The organism is Flavobacterium potami, from assembly GCF_020026915.1.
Classification (GTDB): Bacteria; Bacteroidota; Bacteroidia; order Flavobacteriales; family Flavobacteriaceae; genus Flavobacterium; species Flavobacterium potami.
On the sequence record NZ_JAINUY010000008.1, the window covers coordinates 226,704 to 244,732 of the forward strand.

The 18,029-nt window shown below is 33.7% G+C and carries 16 protein-coding genes; 10 read left to right on the forward strand and 6 right to left on the reverse strand.

Translation table 11 applies throughout. The features are described from left to right. The first annotated feature begins 27 nt into the window (after positions 1–27). Positions 28–771 carry a DUF3298 and DUF4163 domain-containing protein gene (locus tag K6T82_RS21595; RefSeq protein WP_223710547.1) on the forward strand — a complete coding sequence of 248 codons (744 nt, stop codon included), beginning with the start codon at positions 28–30 and terminating at the stop codon, positions 769–771. Between the two features lie 85 nt (positions 772–856). Here K6T82_RS21595 and K6T82_RS21600 read toward each other — a convergent pair whose 3' ends face one another. From K6T82_RS21600 to K6T82_RS21610, 3 genes are all read right to left on the reverse strand, one after another. Further along, positions 857–2,002, reverse strand: a complete 1,146-nt coding sequence (locus K6T82_RS21600) for an ATP-binding protein (RefSeq protein ID WP_223710549.1) — start codon at positions 2,000–2,002, stop codon at positions 857–859. 236 nt (positions 2,003–2,238) lie between these two features. Further along, positions 2,239–2,997 carry an SDR family NAD(P)-dependent oxidoreductase gene (locus K6T82_RS21605; RefSeq protein WP_223710551.1) on the reverse strand — a complete coding sequence of 253 codons (759 nt, stop codon included), beginning with the start codon at positions 2,995–2,997 and terminating at the stop codon, positions 2,239–2,241. A gap of 200 nt (positions 2,998–3,197) precedes the next feature. Further along, positions 3,198–4,073, reverse strand: a complete 876-nt coding sequence (locus K6T82_RS21610) for an aldo/keto reductase (RefSeq protein WP_223710553.1) — start codon at positions 4,071–4,073, stop codon at positions 3,198–3,200. Positions 4,074–4,285: 212 nt separating this feature from the next. Here K6T82_RS21610 and K6T82_RS21615 point away from each other — a divergent pair, with 212 nt between their 5' ends. From K6T82_RS21615 to K6T82_RS21655, 9 genes are all read left to right on the forward strand, one after another. Beyond that, the gene (locus K6T82_RS21615) at positions 4,286–5,290 is read left to right on the forward strand and encodes an AAA family ATPase (protein WP_012022804.1); all 1,005 of its coding nucleotides are present in this window, start codon (positions 4,286–4,288) and stop codon (positions 5,288–5,290) included. Positions 5,291–5,369: 79 nt separating this feature from the next. Continuing rightward, complete coding sequence (locus K6T82_RS21620; RefSeq protein ID WP_223710555.1) at positions 5,370–6,233, forward strand: DUF58 domain-containing protein; 864 nt, start codon at positions 5,370–5,372, stop codon at positions 6,231–6,233. 104 nt (positions 6,234–6,337) lie between these two features. After that, positions 6,338–7,969 carry a phenylalanine--tRNA ligase subunit alpha gene (locus tag K6T82_RS21625; RefSeq protein ID WP_223710558.1) on the forward strand — a complete coding sequence of 544 codons (1,632 nt, stop codon included), beginning with the start codon at positions 6,338–6,340 and terminating at the stop codon, positions 7,967–7,969. Further along, complete coding sequence (locus K6T82_RS21630; protein WP_223710560.1) at positions 7,969–8,970, forward strand: vWA domain-containing protein; 1,002 nt, start codon at positions 7,969–7,971, stop codon at positions 8,968–8,970. The genes K6T82_RS21625 and K6T82_RS21630 overlap by 1 nt, the downstream gene beginning before the upstream one ends. A gap of 79 nt (positions 8,971–9,049) precedes the next feature. Beyond that, complete coding sequence (locus K6T82_RS21635) at positions 9,050–10,084, forward strand: vWA domain-containing protein (protein ID WP_223710562.1); 1,035 nt, start codon at positions 9,050–9,052, stop codon at positions 10,082–10,084. A gap of 129 nt (positions 10,085–10,213) precedes the next feature. After that, positions 10,214–10,978 carry a tetratricopeptide repeat protein gene (locus K6T82_RS21640; protein WP_223710564.1) on the forward strand — a complete coding sequence of 255 codons (765 nt, stop codon included), beginning with the start codon at positions 10,214–10,216 and terminating at the stop codon, positions 10,976–10,978. A gap of 106 nt (positions 10,979–11,084) precedes the next feature. Next, entirely contained in the window at positions 11,085–12,830 is a 1,746-nt protein-coding gene (locus tag K6T82_RS21645; RefSeq protein ID WP_223710566.1) for a BatD family protein, read from the forward strand. A gap of 87 nt (positions 12,831–12,917) precedes the next feature. Continuing rightward, positions 12,918–13,664: a tetratricopeptide repeat protein gene (locus K6T82_RS21650; protein ID WP_223710568.1), complete on the forward strand. Its 747-nt coding sequence runs from the start codon at positions 12,918–12,920 to the stop codon at positions 13,662–13,664. Positions 13,665–13,756: 92 nt separating this feature from the next. After that, positions 13,757–14,350: a hypothetical protein gene (locus K6T82_RS21655; RefSeq protein ID WP_223710570.1), complete on the forward strand. Its 594-nt coding sequence runs from the start codon at positions 13,757–13,759 to the stop codon at positions 14,348–14,350. A gap of 81 nt (positions 14,351–14,431) precedes the next feature. Here K6T82_RS21655 and K6T82_RS21660 read toward each other — a convergent pair whose 3' ends face one another. The 3 genes from K6T82_RS21660 to K6T82_RS21670 form a co-directional block, all read right to left on the reverse strand. Beyond that, positions 14,432–15,985, reverse strand: a complete 1,554-nt coding sequence (locus K6T82_RS21660; protein ID WP_338083357.1) for a vWA domain-containing protein — start codon at positions 15,983–15,985, stop codon at positions 14,432–14,434. Positions 15,986–16,469: 484 nt separating this feature from the next. Next, on the reverse strand, positions 16,470–17,042 hold the full coding sequence (locus K6T82_RS21665) for a 5-formyltetrahydrofolate cyclo-ligase (RefSeq protein ID WP_223710572.1): 573 nt from the start codon (positions 17,040–17,042) through the stop codon (positions 16,470–16,472). Beyond that, complete coding sequence (locus tag K6T82_RS21670; RefSeq protein ID WP_223710574.1) at positions 17,029–18,006, reverse strand: succinylglutamate desuccinylase/aspartoacylase family protein; 978 nt, start codon at positions 18,004–18,006, stop codon at positions 17,029–17,031. The genes K6T82_RS21665 and K6T82_RS21670 overlap by 14 nt, the downstream gene beginning before the upstream one ends. Positions 18,007–18,029: the final 23 nt, after the last annotated feature.

Genomic DNA, 18,029 nt, shown 5'->3' on the forward strand with positions numbered 1-18,029 from the left:
CTTTATAGATAATTAACACTTTTTGATATGAAAAATTACATATTTACAATCTTTTTGTGTTTGATTATTACAAGTTGCAAAAAAGAGCTTTCATTTGAAAATGAAACGTTTGAAGAAAAATCTACTATTCCGTGCAAAAACGATTGCCCGAATATTACAATAGAAGTTCCGGTTGCCAAAAATCTTAAAGTAATATCAGACAGCATTAATAAAAAGGTATTTGCTGTTATTAAAGAGATTGTGTTTTTTGAAGAAGATTCAGTAAAAGTTGATGATTACAAATCATTGACAAAATCTTTTATTGCTTCCTACGAAGAAATGCACCAGAAATTCCCTGAAGATACTTTTGGTTGGGAAGCAAAAATAATAGGAAATATAGAGTTTCAGTCGGAACAGATTCTAAACCTAAAAATTGATCATTACACTTTTACAGGTGGCGCTCACGGTTATCAAGGTTATCGCTCGTTATTATTTAATAGTAAAACTGGAAAAACAATTTTCAACAATCAATTATTTAAAAACGAAAAAGAGTTTAAGGCTTTCGCCGAAAAAACGTTCAGGGCCAAATATAAAATTCCAGAAAGTGCGAATATTAATGCCACAGGTTTAATGTTTGAAAACGACAAATTTCAATTGCCTCAAAACATTTTTTACACTTCTGAAGGTTTGCTTTTATATTACAACTCTTATGAAGCCGCTTCATACGCAGATGGCCCAAAAGAATTAATATTTCCGTATGAAGAAGTAAAGAAATATTTGAATTTTCAATAGAAAAACAGAAAATTAGACGCACTACAGTGCCTCTCTACAAAAAAACTTTGTCACTTTGTTACTTTGTTACTTTGAACCTTTTTCTTCACTGAACATCATATTTCATCTTACGTAAAATTCTCAGGGCTTCTTTAAAAGAAGAGTAAATATGTTTATAGGGTTTCAGAAGTAATTTTGCATCAATCAATTTTTGTCTGGCATCTTCAAACCCATTCAAATAGCAAATCATAAAAGTAGAAGGCAGATTTTCTAAATCTTTCATTTCTCGTTCAGATAAGGTAATTTCTTTTTGAAGTTTAGCCAACAACGCCATATTGGAATTGTAAATGTGGTACAACATTTTTCGGTTGAATTCTGGTGGCTGAAAAAGCATCTGACGGTCGATTTTATAATAACCGTTATCAAAGAAATGAATCGTTTGTTCTTCTAAAGGATAGTAACTCGTTTTGTCATTTAATCCAAGCGGAACATATTCTGTAATGGTAAAAGTATCATCATTATATTCAATTGTAACAACATCTTGCGCCGAATAGAAAAGCTTGATTTGTTCGTTTATCAATTCGATATCTACACGAGAAAGAAAAGTAGTTTCACGCATTGTTTTCGGAACTCCAGCCCAGCAAATCACAAACAATTCCTTGAAAACATAATATTTCGGCGACATATCTTTATGCCTGAAATTCATAAAATCGATAACACCATCTAAAGTATATTGAATACTATTTCGAGAACTGTTTTCGATTCCAATTACGGTTTCTGTATTTTGATTTTGTTTTTCAACTTCTTCATGCTCTTCTAGTGGAATCGAATTACTGCCGCGTCTTACGAAAATACTGTTGGCCAAAATCGTATGAATTCCTTTTTTAAAGTAAGAGATTTTACTTTTGGGTTTAATGGTAACCAGACCGATTACTTTGTCTTTTGGAAGATTCGGAAAAGGGACGTTTTCGTATTGAATTTTTGGAGGATTTTCTAAAAAAGCATTGACCAGATTCTGAATTCTACTGTCATCGAAAAAGTCATCACCGACAATTTCGTTATCCTGATCCTCTACTCCAACTACAATATAAGAATTGTTATTTGGGTTGGAATTGGACAAGGCACAAATGTGTTTGAGAAACTTGCCTTTTCCTTCTCTCGAATGAAGATTCAATTGCCTTTTCTTATCATAAAAACTGCTTTCGTCATTATGAGCGAGAAGATTCTTAATTAAAAGGCGCTTATTTATCATTTTTGCATTTTTAGTTTGCCACGAATTACACTAATTTTCACTAATTTATTTTTAAACACATAGAATCATAGATCATTGAAACCTATAAAAAAGGCATTTCACTTTTACTTAATACACATAACTATGTGAATTGATGCGAAATAAAATGCCTTAAACACAAAGAAAATCTATGTCTCTATGTGTTAAAAAACGAATCGAAGTAAACTTTGAAACTTTGTTTCTCTGTCACTTTGCAACTATAAATTATTTTTCTTCACAATGGTCGAGGACGCCTGTGCGGTGCTCATGACTACCAAATCAGCAATATTTACATGATACGGTCTTGAAACTACAAAATGAATAATATCGGCAATATCTTCCGCTTGAAGCGGATCAAATCCTTTGTAAACATTTGCGGCTCTTTCTACATCGCCTTTAAAACGAACTTCGCTAAATTCTGTCGCTACCAGTCCAGGGTGAATGCCGCCAACTCTAATTCCAAACGGATTCAAGTCGATTCGCATTCCTGCTGTAATGGCATCAACAGCATGTTTAGAACCACAATATACATTTCCATTCGGATAAACTTCTTTTGCAGCAGTTGAGCCAATATTGATAATATGTCCAGATTGTCTCTCCACCATTTGCGGAATTATCGCTTTTGAAACGTACAAAAGTCCTTTCACATTAATATCAATCATAGCGTCCCAATCATCTAAATCTCCATTTTGAATCGGATCTAAACCGTGAGCGTTTCCTGCATTATTGATTAAAACGTCGATTGTCGCAAAATCAGATGGTAAAGATTTAATTTGTTCCAAAACATCTTTTTTATCACGAACATCAAATGCTAAAGAATGTATTTCTGTAAAAGCAGAAAGTTCTTTTTCGAGTTCTTCCAAACGATCTTTACGTCTTCCGCAAAGCACTACTTTGTAATTATTTTTTGCTAAAATCTGAGCGGTTGCTTTTCCAATTCCGCTCGTAGCACCAGTAATTAAAACTGTTTTTTTCATTGTATTTTTTTTGTTTAACACATAGAAACATAGTTCAACTTTATCTAAAAATGGCATTTCATTTTACATCAATTCACATAGCTATGTGAAAGTGAAACGCTAAAAAACCTTTTTAAGAGCAACAAAAATCTATGTTTCTATGTGTTTATTTTTTTCAGAATAAAACTGAAAACTAAAAACTGCGACTGAACACTTAAAAATTAAGGCACATCGTCGCCCATACTTTCTGTCCAGATTGCGAACCAATCTTCTTTATCCATTTCCAATTCAATTGCTTTTGATAAAGACTGAATTCTCGCAACGTTAACGGTTCCAGCAATCGGAATTACTTTTGCTGGATGTTTTAAAATCCATGACAATAAAAGTGTATCTGCACCTAAGTGATATTTTTCTAATAAAGTAGAAAACAGTTTTTTCAAACGGCGAGTCTGTTTTGTATCTTCTCTAAAAACAGTTCCAAGCGGATTCCATGACAAAGGACGAATTCCGTGAGTCTGCATATAATCTAAACTTCCATCTAACATTGGCTCGTAATGAGTTGCCGAAAATTGAACTTGATTGTAGCTTACTTCTGTTTTTTGGCGAATTAATTCCGTTTGTGAACTTGTAAAATTAGAAAGTCCGAAATCAATAATTTTTCCTTCTCCTTTTAATTTTTCAACAGCTTCTGCAATTTCATCAGCCTGCATTAACGGACTTGGTCTGTGCAATAAAAAAACGTCTACATAATCTGTTTTTAAGTTCTTTAAAGAACCCTCAACCGACTTAATAATATAGTCTTTAGAGTAATCGTAATGTTTGATTGTGTTTTCAGGGCGTTTATCAGCAATCATCTGAATACCGCACTTTGTAATTAATTGTAGTTTTTCACGATCAATTTTACTAGCGTGAAAGGCTTTTCCAAAATCGGCTTCGGTCGTATACGAACCGTAAATATCCGCGTGATCAAAAGTCGTAATTTTGTTTTCGATACTTACCTGTATCATGTTTTCCATTTCTTTGGTTGTAAGGTTTTTATCCCAAACTCCCCAATTCATAGTGCCCGAAATAATAGGCGATAAGACTGTTTTGCTCATAATAGTTATGCGTTATTTTTGGTAATAATTATGCTTTAATAAAACATAATCATCAAAGTTCTTAAAAATATAAAAATAGATTCACAATTAGTCCTTAAAATTAGGTCTTTGGTCGAAGTTTTAACCATTCTTTAACATCTTACTTCTTAAAAAATATTCAATTTGCACTCTCAAAAATTAGGCGTAAAAATCAAGGTTTTAAAAATATTTATATGGAAGAAAATACAACGACTTTAGACATTAGAGCGATAAATGAAAAAATTGAAAGAGAAAGTGCTTTTATAGACCTTCTTACAATGGAAATGAACAAAGTTATTGTGGGTCAGAAACATATGGTCGAGCGTCTATTGATCGGATTACTTGGACAAGGGCATATTTTATTGGAAGGAGTTCCTGGTTTGGCAAAAACTTTAGCCATCAACACGCTTTCTCAAGCGGTTCAAGGTTCTTTCAGCCGTATCCAGTTTACGCCAGATTTATTACCTGCCGATGTTATCGGAACCATGATTTACAATATTAAAGCAAACGAATTCTCTATTAAAAAAGGACCAATTTTCGCCAATTTCGTACTTGCCGATGAGATTAACCGTGCTCCTGCAAAAGTTCAGTCAGCGTTATTAGAGGCAATGCAAGAGAAACAAGTTACGATTGGTGATTCTACTTTCAAATTAGATCGTCCGTTTTTAGTATTAGCAACACAAAACCCAGTTGAGCAAGAAGGAACTTATGCACTTCCTGAAGCACAAGTCGACCGTTTTATGTTGAAAACCGTTATTGATTATCCAAAAATTGACGAAGAGCGTTTTGTAATTCGTCAAAACTTAAAAGGATCTTACGAAAAAGTAAACCCTGTAGTTTCTGTAGATCAGATTTTACGTGCTCAAGAAGCTGTTCGTGAAGTTTATATGGACGAAAAAATCGAGAAATATATTCTTGATATTATTTTCGCAACACGTTACCCAGAAAAATACAAATTAGCCGATTTAAAACCGCTTATCAGTTTTGGAGCTTCTCCTCGTGGAAGTATCAACTTGGCTAATGCCGCAAAATGTTATGCTTTCATCAAACGTCGTGGTTATGTAATTCCAGAAGACGTTCGTGCTGTTGTTCACGATGTATTACGTCACAGAGTTGGAATTACTTACGAAGCAGAAGCAGAAAACATTACTTCTGTAGACATTATCAACAAAATCGTTAACGAGATTGAGGTACCATAATAGTGACTGGTAAATAGTGATTAGTAATTAGCTTTTGCTTTTACTATTCACTAACCACTAATCACTAATTACTAAAAAAATGGATACAAAAGAGCTTTTAAAAAAAGTACGGAAAATAGAAATCAAAACGAAGAGACTGAGTAATCATATCTTTTCGGGAGAATACCACTCTTCATTTAAAGGACGAGGAATGACGTTTAGCGAGGTGCGTCAATACCAATACGGAGATGATATTCGTAACATCGATTGGAATGTAACCGCACGCTACAACGAAGCTCACGTTAAAGTATTTGAAGAAGAACGCGAATTGACCATGGTTTTAATGGTCGATATTTCGGGTTCGGAATCTTTTGGTTCTAAAAATCAATTCAAAAAAGACATCGTAACCGAAATTGCGGCAACGATGGCTTTTTCGGCTACACAAAACAATGATAAAATTGGTTTGATATTATTTTCTGATACTGTAGAATTATATATTCCGCCAAAAAAAGGACGTTCGCACGTTCTTCGCATCATTCGTGAATTGATCGAATTTGAACCAAAAAGTCACAAAACAGACATCGCTCAGGCTTTGAAGTTTTTATCTGGAACTCAGAAAAAGAAAGCCATCGTTTTTATGATCTCCGATTTTATGTCTGATTCTTATGAGCAAACTTTAAAAATTGCTTCTAAAAAACATGATATTACTGGCGTTCGTGTTTACGACATGCGCGAAGAAAAAATTCCAAATTTAGGAATGGTTACAATGCTGGATGCTGAAACAGGAAAAATACAACTAGTCGATACAAGTTCTAAAACCGTGCGTCTGAATTACGAAAAACACTATCAGGAAAAGTTGAATTACTTTAAAGATACTTTCCGCAAATCGGGAGCAGGAGTTGTAAATACCAGAGTTGACGAAAATTACGTTACTAAACTATTAGGCTATTTCAAATCGAGATAGATATTTTGATAATTCATAAAAATTAAAGATTGCAATTTAGAGAACTATTGACTATCCTTGGAAAATCAAAAATCAAAAATCGTTAATCTTCAATCGTTAATCAAATGAAATTTAAACTTTATATATTTTTATTTTTACTTACTTCTACTCTTTTTGCTCAAAAACAAGTAGAAACGAGTATTGATACGACAAAAAACAAAATTGGCGCTGAGTTCAAGCTATCATTGAAAACGGTTGTTTCCTCAACAGCAAAAGTTGAATTTCCAAAACTTAAAAATATTGGTCCGTTAGAAGTTATTCAGTCTTATCCAATTGATACTGTAAAAAAAGACGGCACTTACGAACTTATAAAAAAGTATGGTTTAACGCAATTTGATTCTGGTCGTTACACAATTCCAAGTATTAAAATTTTAATTGATAAAAAAGCTTTTTATAGCGACTCTATCAAAGTTGAAGTTGCGAATGTAAAAGTGGATACTTTACAACAAAAAATGTACGACATCAAAGACATTTCTTCAGTTGACGAAGGAATGGGAAATTGGTGGATTTACGTTTTAATTGTTTTAGCGATTATCGGAATTGGCGGTTTTGTTTATTGGTATGTCAAAAAACGTCAGCTGAAAAAAATTGAAGAAGAAGTTTATAAAACACCAATCGAAAAAGCAACAAGTCTATTAAACAACTTAGAGAAAAAAGAACTTGTTCAAAAAGGAGAGGTAAAAGAATATTATAGTGAATTAACAGATATTGCCAGAAATTATATTGAAGAAGCGATTCATATACCAGCAATGGAAAGTACCACTTCTGAGTTAATTACTGCTATTAGAGAAGCATCTACCAAAAAGAAAATGACGCTTACACCAGAAACGGTTGAGAATCTAGAGCGTGTTTTACGTCAGGCCGATTTGGTAAAATTTGCGAAATCTAAACCACTCGAATTTGAAATTACAGAAGATAGAAATAAAATTCAGAAAGTAATTTTAACTCTTGATAATGCTATTCCAACCGAAGTTTCAGAAGATATTGAAGATCAGTTGTTGAATGAAGCACAAAGACAAAAACAAATTAAAGAACAGCTTCGTAAAAAACGAAATGCTCGTATTGGATATTCTATCGCGGCTGTAATTCTTTTATTATTTGTTACAACAACTTTCTTTATTGTTACAAAAGGTTTCAACTACGTAAAAGACAATATCATTGGTCACCCTTCTAAAGAATTATTAGAAGGCGAATGGGTAAAAAGTGCTTACGGAAGTCCAGCCGTTCTTATCGAAACTCCAAAAGTTTTAAAAAGAATGGACACTGAAAAAGTTCTTCCAAAAGAGACTATGGCTTTGATTAAAGAAATGCAGCTTTTTACATACGGAAGTATGATTGATAATTTCTACATCACCGTTTCTACAGCTAAATTCAAACAGCCAACCGAAATAGACTTAAGCAAAGCACTTGAAGGTTCACTAAAAGTAATGGAAGCTCAGGGAGCGCAAAATATTATTGTAAAACAAGAAGATTTTCAAACAAACGAGGGTATTCAGGGAGTTAAAGGTTACGGAACTATGACTATTTTAAATCCGGCAACCAAAACAAGTACAAAAGCATATTACGAGTTACTTCTATTCAAACAAGATCAAGGCTTACAACAAATTATGATTTTACATGAAGAAGGTGATACGTATGCAAACGACATCACAACCCGAGTATTAAATTCTGTTGAACTTCAAAGAGCAAACAACTAATGAGTAAGATCAGTTTTTTAAATCCAGAATTTCTTTGGTTGTTTCTATTAATTCCGATTGCAATAATTTGGTTTTTCTGGAAACGCAATCAGCAATCGGCTACTTTAAAAATGAGTTCGACGGCAGGTTTCAAAAACAGCGAATCTTTGCTGACGAAATTAAAACCCGCTCTTTACGTTTTTAGAATACTTGCTTTATGTTCCTTGATTATTGCATTGGCACGACCAAGAACAGTAGACATCAGCAACCAGACCAAAACAACAAAAGGAATTGATATTGTAATGGCAATTGACGTTTCGGGATCTATGCTAGCAAAAGATTTAAAACCTAATCGTATGGAAGCTTTGAAAAGAGTTGCCGCCGATTTCGTTGGAGAAAGACCAAACGATAGAATCGGATTGGTTTTGTATGCTTCTGAAGCCTACACCAAAACCCCTGTTACAAGTGATAAAGCGATTATTTTAGAAGCCATAAAAGGTATTAAATACGACACTGCATTACAAGACGGAACCGGAATCGGAATGGGATTGGCAACCGCTGTAAATCGTTTAAAAGATAGTAAAGCAAAAAGTCGTGTGATTATTTTGCTTACAGATGGTGTAAATAATGCTGGTTTTATTGAACCAGAAACTGCCTCAGACATTGCAAAACAATACGGAATCAAAGTCTACACGATTGGTCTTGGAACTAACGGAATGGCAGAATCTCCTTATGCGTACGCTCCAAATGGCGGTTTCTTATTTAAAATGCAGAAAGTAGAAATTGACGAAAAGTTAATGAGAAACATTGCTCAAAAAACAGACGGAACGTATTTTAGAGCGACAAGTAACGACAAATTAGCGCAAATCTATAACTCGATCAATAAATTGGAAACAACCGAAATTCAGGAATTGAAATTCTATGATTATGATGAAAAATACAGAATTTTTGTTTTGTTTGCAGGCTTAATGTTGTTATTGGAAGTTGGATTAAGAAATACGGTTTATAGAAGCTTTATTTAATATTTTAGTCGCAGTCACGGTTTACAGTTAACAGCTGGAACTGAGACTGAAAAGTGAGACTGAAAACTAGAATTAAAAAATGGAATTAGACGAAAAAAAATATTTATTTCTCTTTATACTTATCCCGATTGTGGTATGTATTTTTCTTTTCAATATGTATTGGAAAAGAAGAACGCAACGCGAATTTGGTGATTTAGAAATGGTAAAAAAATTGAGTCCTGAGAAATCGGTTTTTAAACCTGTTTTAAAAATTGTGGTAATTCTTTTGGCACTTACTTGCTTAATTATCGGTTTGGTAAATCCGAAGATTGGTACCAAAATGGAAACCGTAAAACGAGAAGGTATTGATATTGTTTTTGCTGTTGACGTTTCTAAAAGTATGCTCGCCGAAGATGTTGTGCCAAGCCGTTTGGATAAAAGTAAACAATTGGTTTCTCAAATCATCAATCAATTAGGAAGCGACCGAATCGGAATCGTGGCTTATGCAGGAAGTGCTTTTCCTGTTTTACCCATTACGTCTGATTACAGTGTTGCCAAAATGTTTCTGCAAAGTATGAGTCCTGGAATGGTTTCATCTCAAGGAACTTCTCTTGACGAAGCAATTAAATTATCCTCTACTTATTTTGATGAAAAAAGCAAAACCAGCAAATTATTAATTCTAATTTCTGATGGAGAAGATCATTCTGAAGGGGCATCTGCGGCAGCAGAAGAAGCCAATAAATTAGGAATGAAAATCATCACAATTGGTGTCGGAACAGAAAAAGGAGGAACAATTCCGTTAAAAGAAAATGGTGTTGTTAGAGGCTATCAAAAAGATCAAAACGGAGAAACGGTAATCACTAAATTAAATCAAGAAGGTTTAAAAACGATTGCAAAAGCAACTAAAGGCGGTTATGTTTATGGTGGAAGTACCAAAGAAGTTTTAGAATATGTAAAAAACGCTTTGAACAATATCCAGAAAACAGAGTTTGAAGCTACACAGATGGCAGAATTTCAATCACAATTTCAATGGTTTATCGGGTTTGCCTTTTTATTGCTGTTTATCGATATTTTCTTGTTGGAAAGAAAAACAAACTGGATCAAAGAGTTGGATTTATTTAACGAAAAGAAATAAAAAGTTAGCCTCTAATTACTCGAATTTACACGAAAACAAATTGGTTGTTTTTATGAAGAAATTCAAATAAAAGAAATAATTAGTGTCAATTCGTGCAATTCGTGGCAAACAAAAAAATAAAAATTGAGAATGAAAAATTTACTTCTTTATATCTTATTAACGGTTTCTTTTGCAGCTGCTGCACAAGAGAAAGACAAATCATTGCCTGCTGCGAATGAAGAATATAAACAGAATAAATTTGTTGATGCTGAAGCAAACTATAGAATTTCGGAATCTAAATTTCCTAAAAAAGCTGCCGCGCCATATAATTTAGGAAACACCATTTATAGACAAAATCAAATTTCGGAAGCCAAGTTCGCTTACGCGAAAGCGATAAAAAATGCCAAAACAAGACCTGAAAAACATAAAGCTTTCCATAATCTCGGAAACGTTTTCATGAAAGAGAAAGATTATACTCAGGCTGTTGAAGCATACAAACAAGCATTGCGTAACGATCCAACAGATGATGAAACACGTTACAACTATGCTTTGGCCAAACAAAAACTAAAAGAAAATCCTCCGAAAAACGATAAAAACAAAGACAAGAACAAGGATAAGGACAAAGACAAGGATAAAAATAAAGATAAGAACAAGGACAACAATAAAGATAAAGACAAGGACAAGAAAAACGACAAAGGAGATAAAGACAAGGATAAAAAAGACGATAAAAACGATCCTAAAAAAGATGATAAGTCTGACAATAAAGGAGAACCAAAACCGCAACCTGGAGGAATATCAAAAGAACGTGTTCAAAACTTGTTAGATGCCGTTAATAATGAAGAAAAGAAAATTCAGGATAAAGTTAACGCACAAAAAGTAAAAGGTAGTCCTAAGAAATCAGAAAAAGACTGGTAGGATTTGAGTTTAATCGTTTAACCGTTATTGTATGAAACAAATAAACGGTTAAACGATTAAACAATTAAAGGTTTAACAGCTAAACAAAAAAACGATTAAACATTAAATGAAAAGATATTTAATTCTATTTCTAATCACATTTCAAGGACTTATGGCTCAAGTACAATTTGAAGCCAGAGTTAGTAAAAACACGCTTGGAGTAAACGAAAGACTTCGTATAGATTTCATTATGAATGTTGACGGAGATAACTTCGAACAGCCTTCTTTTGACGGATTTAGAATGGTTGCAGGACCAAGTCAACAAGTAAGTCAATCCTGGATAAACGGTCGTAGTTCTTTTCAAAAAATATATTCTTACATCTTACAACCTGAAAGAAAAGGATCTGTAATGATCAAACAGGCCGCTATAGAATATAACGGCCAGGTTTATAAAACTAATCCAATAAAAGTTACCGTTACCAATGCCGTTGCTCAAGAAAGAGATCCAAACGACAGGCCTCCAGGATCTGGAAATGAACTATTGAATTTAGTAGCCGAAATTTCTAAAACCAATCCGTATTTAAATGAACCTATTACAGTTGTTTACAAATTGTATTTCAACAATATCGGTGTAACTGGTTTTAAAGAACTGGCAAAACCTAAATACAATGATTTCTGGAATCAGAATATTGACATCAAACAATTACAAATTGAAGAAGGAAATTATCAAGGTCAGAGATGCTATTATGTGATCTTGAAAAAGGCGATTTTATATCCTCAAAAATCAGGAAGACTGACCATCGAACCTCTTTCTTTGGATATTGGTGTTCAATTGCCAACAAATCGTCGTGATATGTTTGGACAAATGATCATTACCGAAGATAATAAAGTAGTTTCTGCCGGAGCCAAAACAATCAATGTTAGACCACTTCCTGAAACTGGAAAACCAGAAGGATTTACAGGTGCTGTCGGTAGATTGAACTTTACAGTTACTCCTTCAAAAACAACACTTAAAAATGGCGAAGGTCTTGACTTAATCGTAAGTGCTCAAGGAACTGGAAACATGAAGTTATTTACGCTTCCAAAACCAGTTGTTCCTAATGCATTAGAAATGTACGATCCTGTTCATGACGAAAGTGTAACGACTTCATTGTCTGGAATGTCTGGAAGAATTACAGATAAATATACCATTGTTCCGCAGTACAAAGGAAAATATGCTATTAAACCAATGCAGTTTTCATACTTTGATTTGAGTACGGGTAGTTACAAAACGATTACTTCAAAAGAAATTATGGTTGATGTTTTAGACGGTCCAACTCCTGCTGAGGCAAATACAGGATCAACGGCTAAAAACGCAACAGCTCAAACCGATCATTTCAAAAACATCAAATCTAAAACACTTTTGGTTCCTATTGCTAAAAAAGAATTTTATGGTTCTAATTTGTATTTAGGATTATTGTATGCTCCTTTCTTAATTATACCGTTAATTATTTTAGCTAAGAAACGAAAAGAGGCAATTGATGGTGATGTTACCGGAAACAGAATCCGAATGAACAACAAATTGGCGAAGAAATATTTATCGCAAGCGAAGAAACATCTTAACAACAAAGAGCCTTTCTATATCGCACTAGAAAAAGCAATGCATAATTTCTTAAAAGCCAAACTGCATATCGAAACTTCAGAAATGAGTAAAGACAATATTAGAGAACTATTATTGTCTAGAAATGCAAATGCAGAAACGGTTCAGGACTTTATTACTTTGACAGAAAATTGCGAATTTGCACGTTATGCTCCGGCTTCAAGCGCTTCGATTCAACAAGATTATGATAAAGCGGTTTTGATTATTTCTGAATTGGAAAAACAGATTGTTTAATTTTTTACCGCAAAGTTCGCTAAGAAAATTGATTTAGATTGAGTCGAATTTAAGTTCGCAAAGTTGAAAATCTTATTATAAAAGAAAATGAAAAACATACTATATCTCTTTTTATTAATCTCGCAGGTTTTCTTTGCGCAAGGGCGCTTTGAATCGGCAAATGCATTGTACCAAAAGGGACAATATAAAGAAGCGGCGCAGGTTTATGAAAACATCATATCGGAAGATAAAGTGCATTCTGCCGAGTTGTATTTTAATCTTGGAAATTGTTATTACAAATTAAATCAGGTTGCGCCTTCAATTTATAATTATGAAAAGGCTTTGGTTTTAAAACCAAACGATCCTGAGACTTTAAACAATTTAAAGTTTGCCAAAAAACTGACGATTGACGAAATCAAAGAAGTTCCGAAAGTGGGTTTTGCCAAAATGATACAAAATTTCACTTCGATTTTTGATTATAATGAATGGGGAAAAATTGCCGTTGCAATCGGATTTATCTTTTTACTAAGTTTCATTGGTTATTACTTTTCAAAAGCCACGCTTGCCAAACGAATCTACTTTGTCGGAATGTTCATTTTCTTAATCGCTTTTGCTTTAAGTATTTCGGCAGCAATGTCTGAAAAAAGTCATTTTGATAATGATCGCGTTGCCATCGTCTTTTCTGAATTAAGCCAAGTTCGAGGCGAACCTCAAAAATCTGCAAACGGAATTATTCTATTACACGAAGGAGCAAAAGTTTATGTTCTAGAAAGCGTTGCAGGATGGAAAAAAGTAGAATTAACAGACGGAACACAAGGTTGGATTGATTCTTCAACCATCAAAGAAGTGAAATAGTTTTTAAAAATATTCAATACAAAAAACCCCAAATTCCAAAAGATAATTGGAATTTGGGATTTTTATTTTTTTGGAATTTAATCTTATCTCAAATGCTTAAAAGACTTATTTTAGCTTTATTACTTACTTTTTCTATAACCGTTTTTGCTCAAGAGGAAAAATTCAATTTCTTTGAGGAGGCTCAGAAAGCATTTAAAAGTAATGATCTTAAACGAGCTCACGGACTTTTCTCTTTAGCACAAAAATTCGATTCTAAACAAGAGAACGTCAATATATCTTTTAGAAAAGCAGATTCTTTAAAAGTTGTTTTACGAAAAAACTTAATTGAGGCAATTACTGGTAATTGGAAAATGGTGACGCCTGAATCTTGGGCGTTGCGAGAACCATCTGACAGTATAGTTGGAAAAATGATCACTATTGAGAAAAATGAAATCTTGTTCTACGAGCTTTATCCTAAAGCAAAAAAATGGAATTTAGTACGTACCGAACATCTCGTTTTTTCAGAAAAAATCAATATGTCTACTGATCCGCTCCTAATCGTGTATTCCAATAGAGAAGTATGGGAATATTATGTCGATGAAATTTCAGGAAATTTGATTGCTTATTATGTTGGAGAAGAAAATGAAGAAACTATATCAGAATTGGCTTGTGGCAATCCAAAAGTAGCCTATTTTAAACTGCAATAAAGCTACATTATAAACAAAAGAAATCCCAAATTCCAAAAGACAATTGGAATTTGGGATTTTTATTTTTTTGGAATTTAATGATTAATTCACTGCATCAACCAATCTGACAAACTCAGATCGGTAACCATCTTCGTCATTAGACAATCCAGATTTTGCTAATTGTTTTATATCATAATTTGAACTGTTTGCAATATATTTTGAATCACGCAATTTTAATCCAAACCAGGAAACAGCAGTTGTAAATTTGAAATCAGGAGAACTGTTTTCCAAACTTGTTTTCTTATCTGCAATTACATTTACGATTTCAATGCTTTTGTTGCCATCAGGTTTTTTATATCTAAATTTTACTGTTGCCAATTCCTCGCTGTAATTTCCGTCACTTTTTTGTGTTTTAGTATATTTCAAATCCGAAGGAACGTAATCACTTTCAACACCAGTTGGAATCACTTCATACAAAGCTGTAACCGAATGCCCGCTTCCTAATTCTCCAGCATCAATTTTATCGTTTTTAAAATCTTCAGCATTTAGTTTTCGATTTTCATACCCAATCAATCGATACGCCTGAACATGTTTTGGATTGAATTCGATTTGAATTTTTACATCTTTAGCGATAGCAAACATCGAACCTTTAAATTCTTTTCCAAGAAAACGATTTGCCTCTTGAATGTTGTCAATATAAGCGTAATTTCCGTTTCCTTTATCGGCAAGAATTTCCATTTTAGAATCTTTATAATTTCCCATTCCAAAACCTAAAACAGTTAAGAAAACGCCAGATTCCCTTTTCTGTTCAATTAATTTCATCATATCGTCGTCAGTCGAAGCCCCAACATTAAAATCACCATCGGTAGCTATCACTACTCTATTGTTTCCTTCTTTGATAAAATTCTGTTGTGCCAGTTTGTAGGCCAATTCGATTCCTTCTCCACCTGCCGTGCTTCCTCCCGCATGTAAGTCGTCAAAAGCATCCATAATTTCGTCTTTATTATCTCCAGAAGTCGGTTCTAAAACTACTCCTGCAGAACCTGCATAAACGACAATCGAAACTTTATCAATACTTCGAAGTTCTTTCACCAAAATCTTCATTGATTCTTTCAATAATGGTAATTTGTTCTGCTCGTCCATCGAACCTGAAACGTCCACTAAAAAAACGAGATTAGTAGCCGGCAAATTTGCCATTGGAATATTCTTTCCCTGCAAACCAATTTTTAAAAGTCTACTGTTCTTATTCCACGGACAATCGCTGTATTCAGTATTTATAGAAAAAGGATGCTCGCCATCGGGCTGAGGATATTTGTATTTAAAGAAGTTGATCATTTCCTCAATGCGAACAGCATCTTTTGGAACTTTTTGTCCCTCATTTATGAATCGGCGAATATTGGTGTACGATGCATTATCAACATCGATAGAAAAAGTAGAAAGTGGTGTTTTAAGAGGAGATTCAAATGGATTTTCTTCTAATCCTGCGTAGCTTTCCGTGTTAGGTTCGGGAGTTGCATAATCTTCATCAAGTGCATCAGTTGTGGCAACTGCAATTTCGGTACTATTTGCATTCTCTTCAGCAGCGTAATCAGCTTTCTTACAGCCGAAAATAGTAAGTACGAGGAATGCCATCATAAAGAAATTAAAATTTCTCATAAAGTAAATTTTTAAAATTAATAAATAGGTTATTGGCTTCAAATAAGGACTAGCATTCCGGATGTACTAGAGACGATTATTTGCATTTTTTCGAGTAAGCAAAATCGTGCCAAAATTTTCTCAATTATTTTTATAAAATGAAAATAAAACTGAAAACTCTTATTTTTAAAGGGATCTTTGGGGTAAAATATTTTTTATTTTTTTTGTAAAATGGAAAATGTAGAGACGCACAGCAGTGTGTCTACACCCAGCACGTCGACAAAGATTATATTAAAGGCGCTTATTTATAAAACAAGGGTATTCAACCACAAATTACACAAATTTCCACAAATTGAATTAGCGGAAATTTGTGCAATTTGCGGTTAAAAATTGTTTGAATAAAATTTAAACAGGCTCTAATGATTAGAAATGATTAATCATTTTAGATTCTCTAATCTGTAGCATTAATTTACATTCTTTGTTTTAGACGCACTGTGGTACGTCTCTACAAAAACGTATAAATTTTCTCAGGCGTTACGCAATAATCTAATTTAATGTCCGATTCAAAAACATCGTCGATTTGATTGACAGCTTCAAAAAAAGAAAGTCCGATTTTGATGGTTTCGGGTTTGCATTCGGCAAGGAATTTATCGTAAAAACCTTTTCCGTAACCAATTCGGTTTCCAAAAATATCAAAAGCCAAAAGCGGTACAAAAACCACCTCCACTTTAGAAGAAGGAACTTCGATTCCGTCAACGGGTTCCGGAATATTGTATTCGTTTTTTTTGATTTTTGTATTATCTGTCAAAAGAAAATGAGTCATTTTTCTAGTGTCAAAATCACTTTTAGAAATCAGGATTTCTTTGTCTTTACCAGAAAGTAAATGCAGTATAAATTCGGTATTCACTTCTTTATGTTCTTCAATTGGAAGAAAAACATGATAATAAATTTTATCCCAAATCGGCATTTGGATTAACTGGTTTGCAATTGCCAGACTTTTTTCTTCTACTTCATCAAAAGAAAGTGCTTTACGGAAATTTTTATATTCGATTCGGAGTTCTTTTTTACTCGTCGGCATTGTCTGGTGTTTTAGATAAATGATAAATAGCATCGCCTTCGTAAACAATTGGCGAATGATTGGCATTAATTACAAAACCATCGTGCGGCGCTTTGACTTTTTGTTCAAATTTACCAAACGGATCCGTAATAATGGCTAAGATAGTACCTTTGGTAACAAATCTCCCAACCAAATTAAAATCATGCAATAAACCCGAACATTTCGCCCGAAGCCAAACGGATTGTTTAATGTAAATCGACGGTTGTGCTGCAGGTTCTACAATTTGTTTAGAATCTAGCATTCCTAAATGATGCAATAATCTTTTTGTGCCTAAAACTCCTTCATTGGCAATTTCATTATTGATGTCCAGAGATTTTCCTCCTTCAAAAAGAAGCATTTTTACATTGGCGTTTTCAGAAGTTTTTCTAAAAGAGCCATTTATATTTTTGGAGTAAAGTGTAAAAGGCGCATTAAAAATATCGGCCAACACTTTAAGATCAGGGTTATTTTCGGTAATTCTGATTTGTGGTGCGTTGAATCGGCTTGCTCCGCCCGCATGAAAATCGACAGCATAATCTAAAATTGGTAGAATCTCTTCGACGATATGATAGGCAAAACGGCTGGCAAGCGAACCTTTTTTACTTCCAGGAAAAACACGATTTAAGTCACGCCCGTCTGGAAACTCACGAGATTTATTGACAAAACCGTACATATTGATGACTGGAATGCAAATAATAGTACCACGCGAAGGTCTATTTATTTTTTTACTGATGATCTGACGAACCACTTCAACACCATTAATTTCATCGCCATGAATTCCGGCAGAGAATAAAATTGTTGGTCCATCATGCTTAGAACGACGCACAATTACAGGAATATTCAACTTAGTAGTAGTATGCAATCGGGCAATTTCGACATTTATGGTTCTGTGTTCTCCCGGCAAAATCGATTCGCCAAAAATAACCAATGGAGTACTATTTTTCATGTAGAATTATAAAATCTAAATAT

Bases quoted from the DNA above. Each gene is read 5' to 3' on its own strand.
- K6T82_RS21595 (WP_223710547.1), top strand. From the start codon at position 28: ATGAAAAATTACATATTTACAATCTTTTTGTGTTTGATTATTACAAGT.
- K6T82_RS21600 (WP_223710549.1), bottom strand. From the start codon at position 2,002: ATGATAAATAAGCGCCTTTTAATTAAGAATCTTCTCGCTCATAATGAC.
- K6T82_RS21605 (WP_223710551.1), bottom strand. From the start codon at position 2,997: ATGAAAAAAACAGTTTTAATTACTGGTGCTACGAGCGGAATTGGAAAA.
- K6T82_RS21610 (WP_223710553.1), bottom strand. From the start codon at position 4,073: ATGAGCAAAACAGTCTTATCGCCTATTATTTCGGGCACTATGAATTGG.
- K6T82_RS21615 (WP_012022804.1), top strand. From the start codon at position 4,286: ATGGAAGAAAATACAACGACTTTAGACATTAGAGCGATAAATGAAAAA.
- K6T82_RS21620 (WP_223710555.1), top strand. From the start codon at position 5,370: ATGGATACAAAAGAGCTTTTAAAAAAAGTACGGAAAATAGAAATCAAA.
- K6T82_RS21625 (WP_223710558.1), top strand. From the start codon at position 6,338: ATGAAATTTAAACTTTATATATTTTTATTTTTACTTACTTCTACTCTT.
- K6T82_RS21630 (WP_223710560.1), top strand. From the start codon at position 7,969: ATGAGTAAGATCAGTTTTTTAAATCCAGAATTTCTTTGGTTGTTTCTA.
- K6T82_RS21635 (WP_223710562.1), top strand. From the start codon at position 9,050: ATGGAATTAGACGAAAAAAAATATTTATTTCTCTTTATACTTATCCCG.
- K6T82_RS21640 (WP_223710564.1), top strand. From the start codon at position 10,214: ATGAAAAATTTACTTCTTTATATCTTATTAACGGTTTCTTTTGCAGCT.
- K6T82_RS21645 (WP_223710566.1), top strand. From the start codon at position 11,085: ATGAAAAGATATTTAATTCTATTTCTAATCACATTTCAAGGACTTATG.
- K6T82_RS21650 (WP_223710568.1), top strand. From the start codon at position 12,918: ATGAAAAACATACTATATCTCTTTTTATTAATCTCGCAGGTTTTCTTT.
- K6T82_RS21655 (WP_223710570.1), top strand. From the start codon at position 13,757: ATGCTTAAAAGACTTATTTTAGCTTTATTACTTACTTTTTCTATAACC.
- K6T82_RS21660 (WP_338083357.1), bottom strand. From the start codon at position 15,985: ATGAGAAATTTTAATTTCTTTATGATGGCATTCCTCGTACTTACTATT.
- K6T82_RS21665 (WP_223710572.1), bottom strand. From the start codon at position 17,042: ATGCCGACGAGTAAAAAAGAACTCCGAATCGAATATAAAAATTTCCGT.
- K6T82_RS21670 (WP_223710574.1), bottom strand. From the start codon at position 18,006: ATGAAAAATAGTACTCCATTGGTTATTTTTGGCGAATCGATTTTGCCG.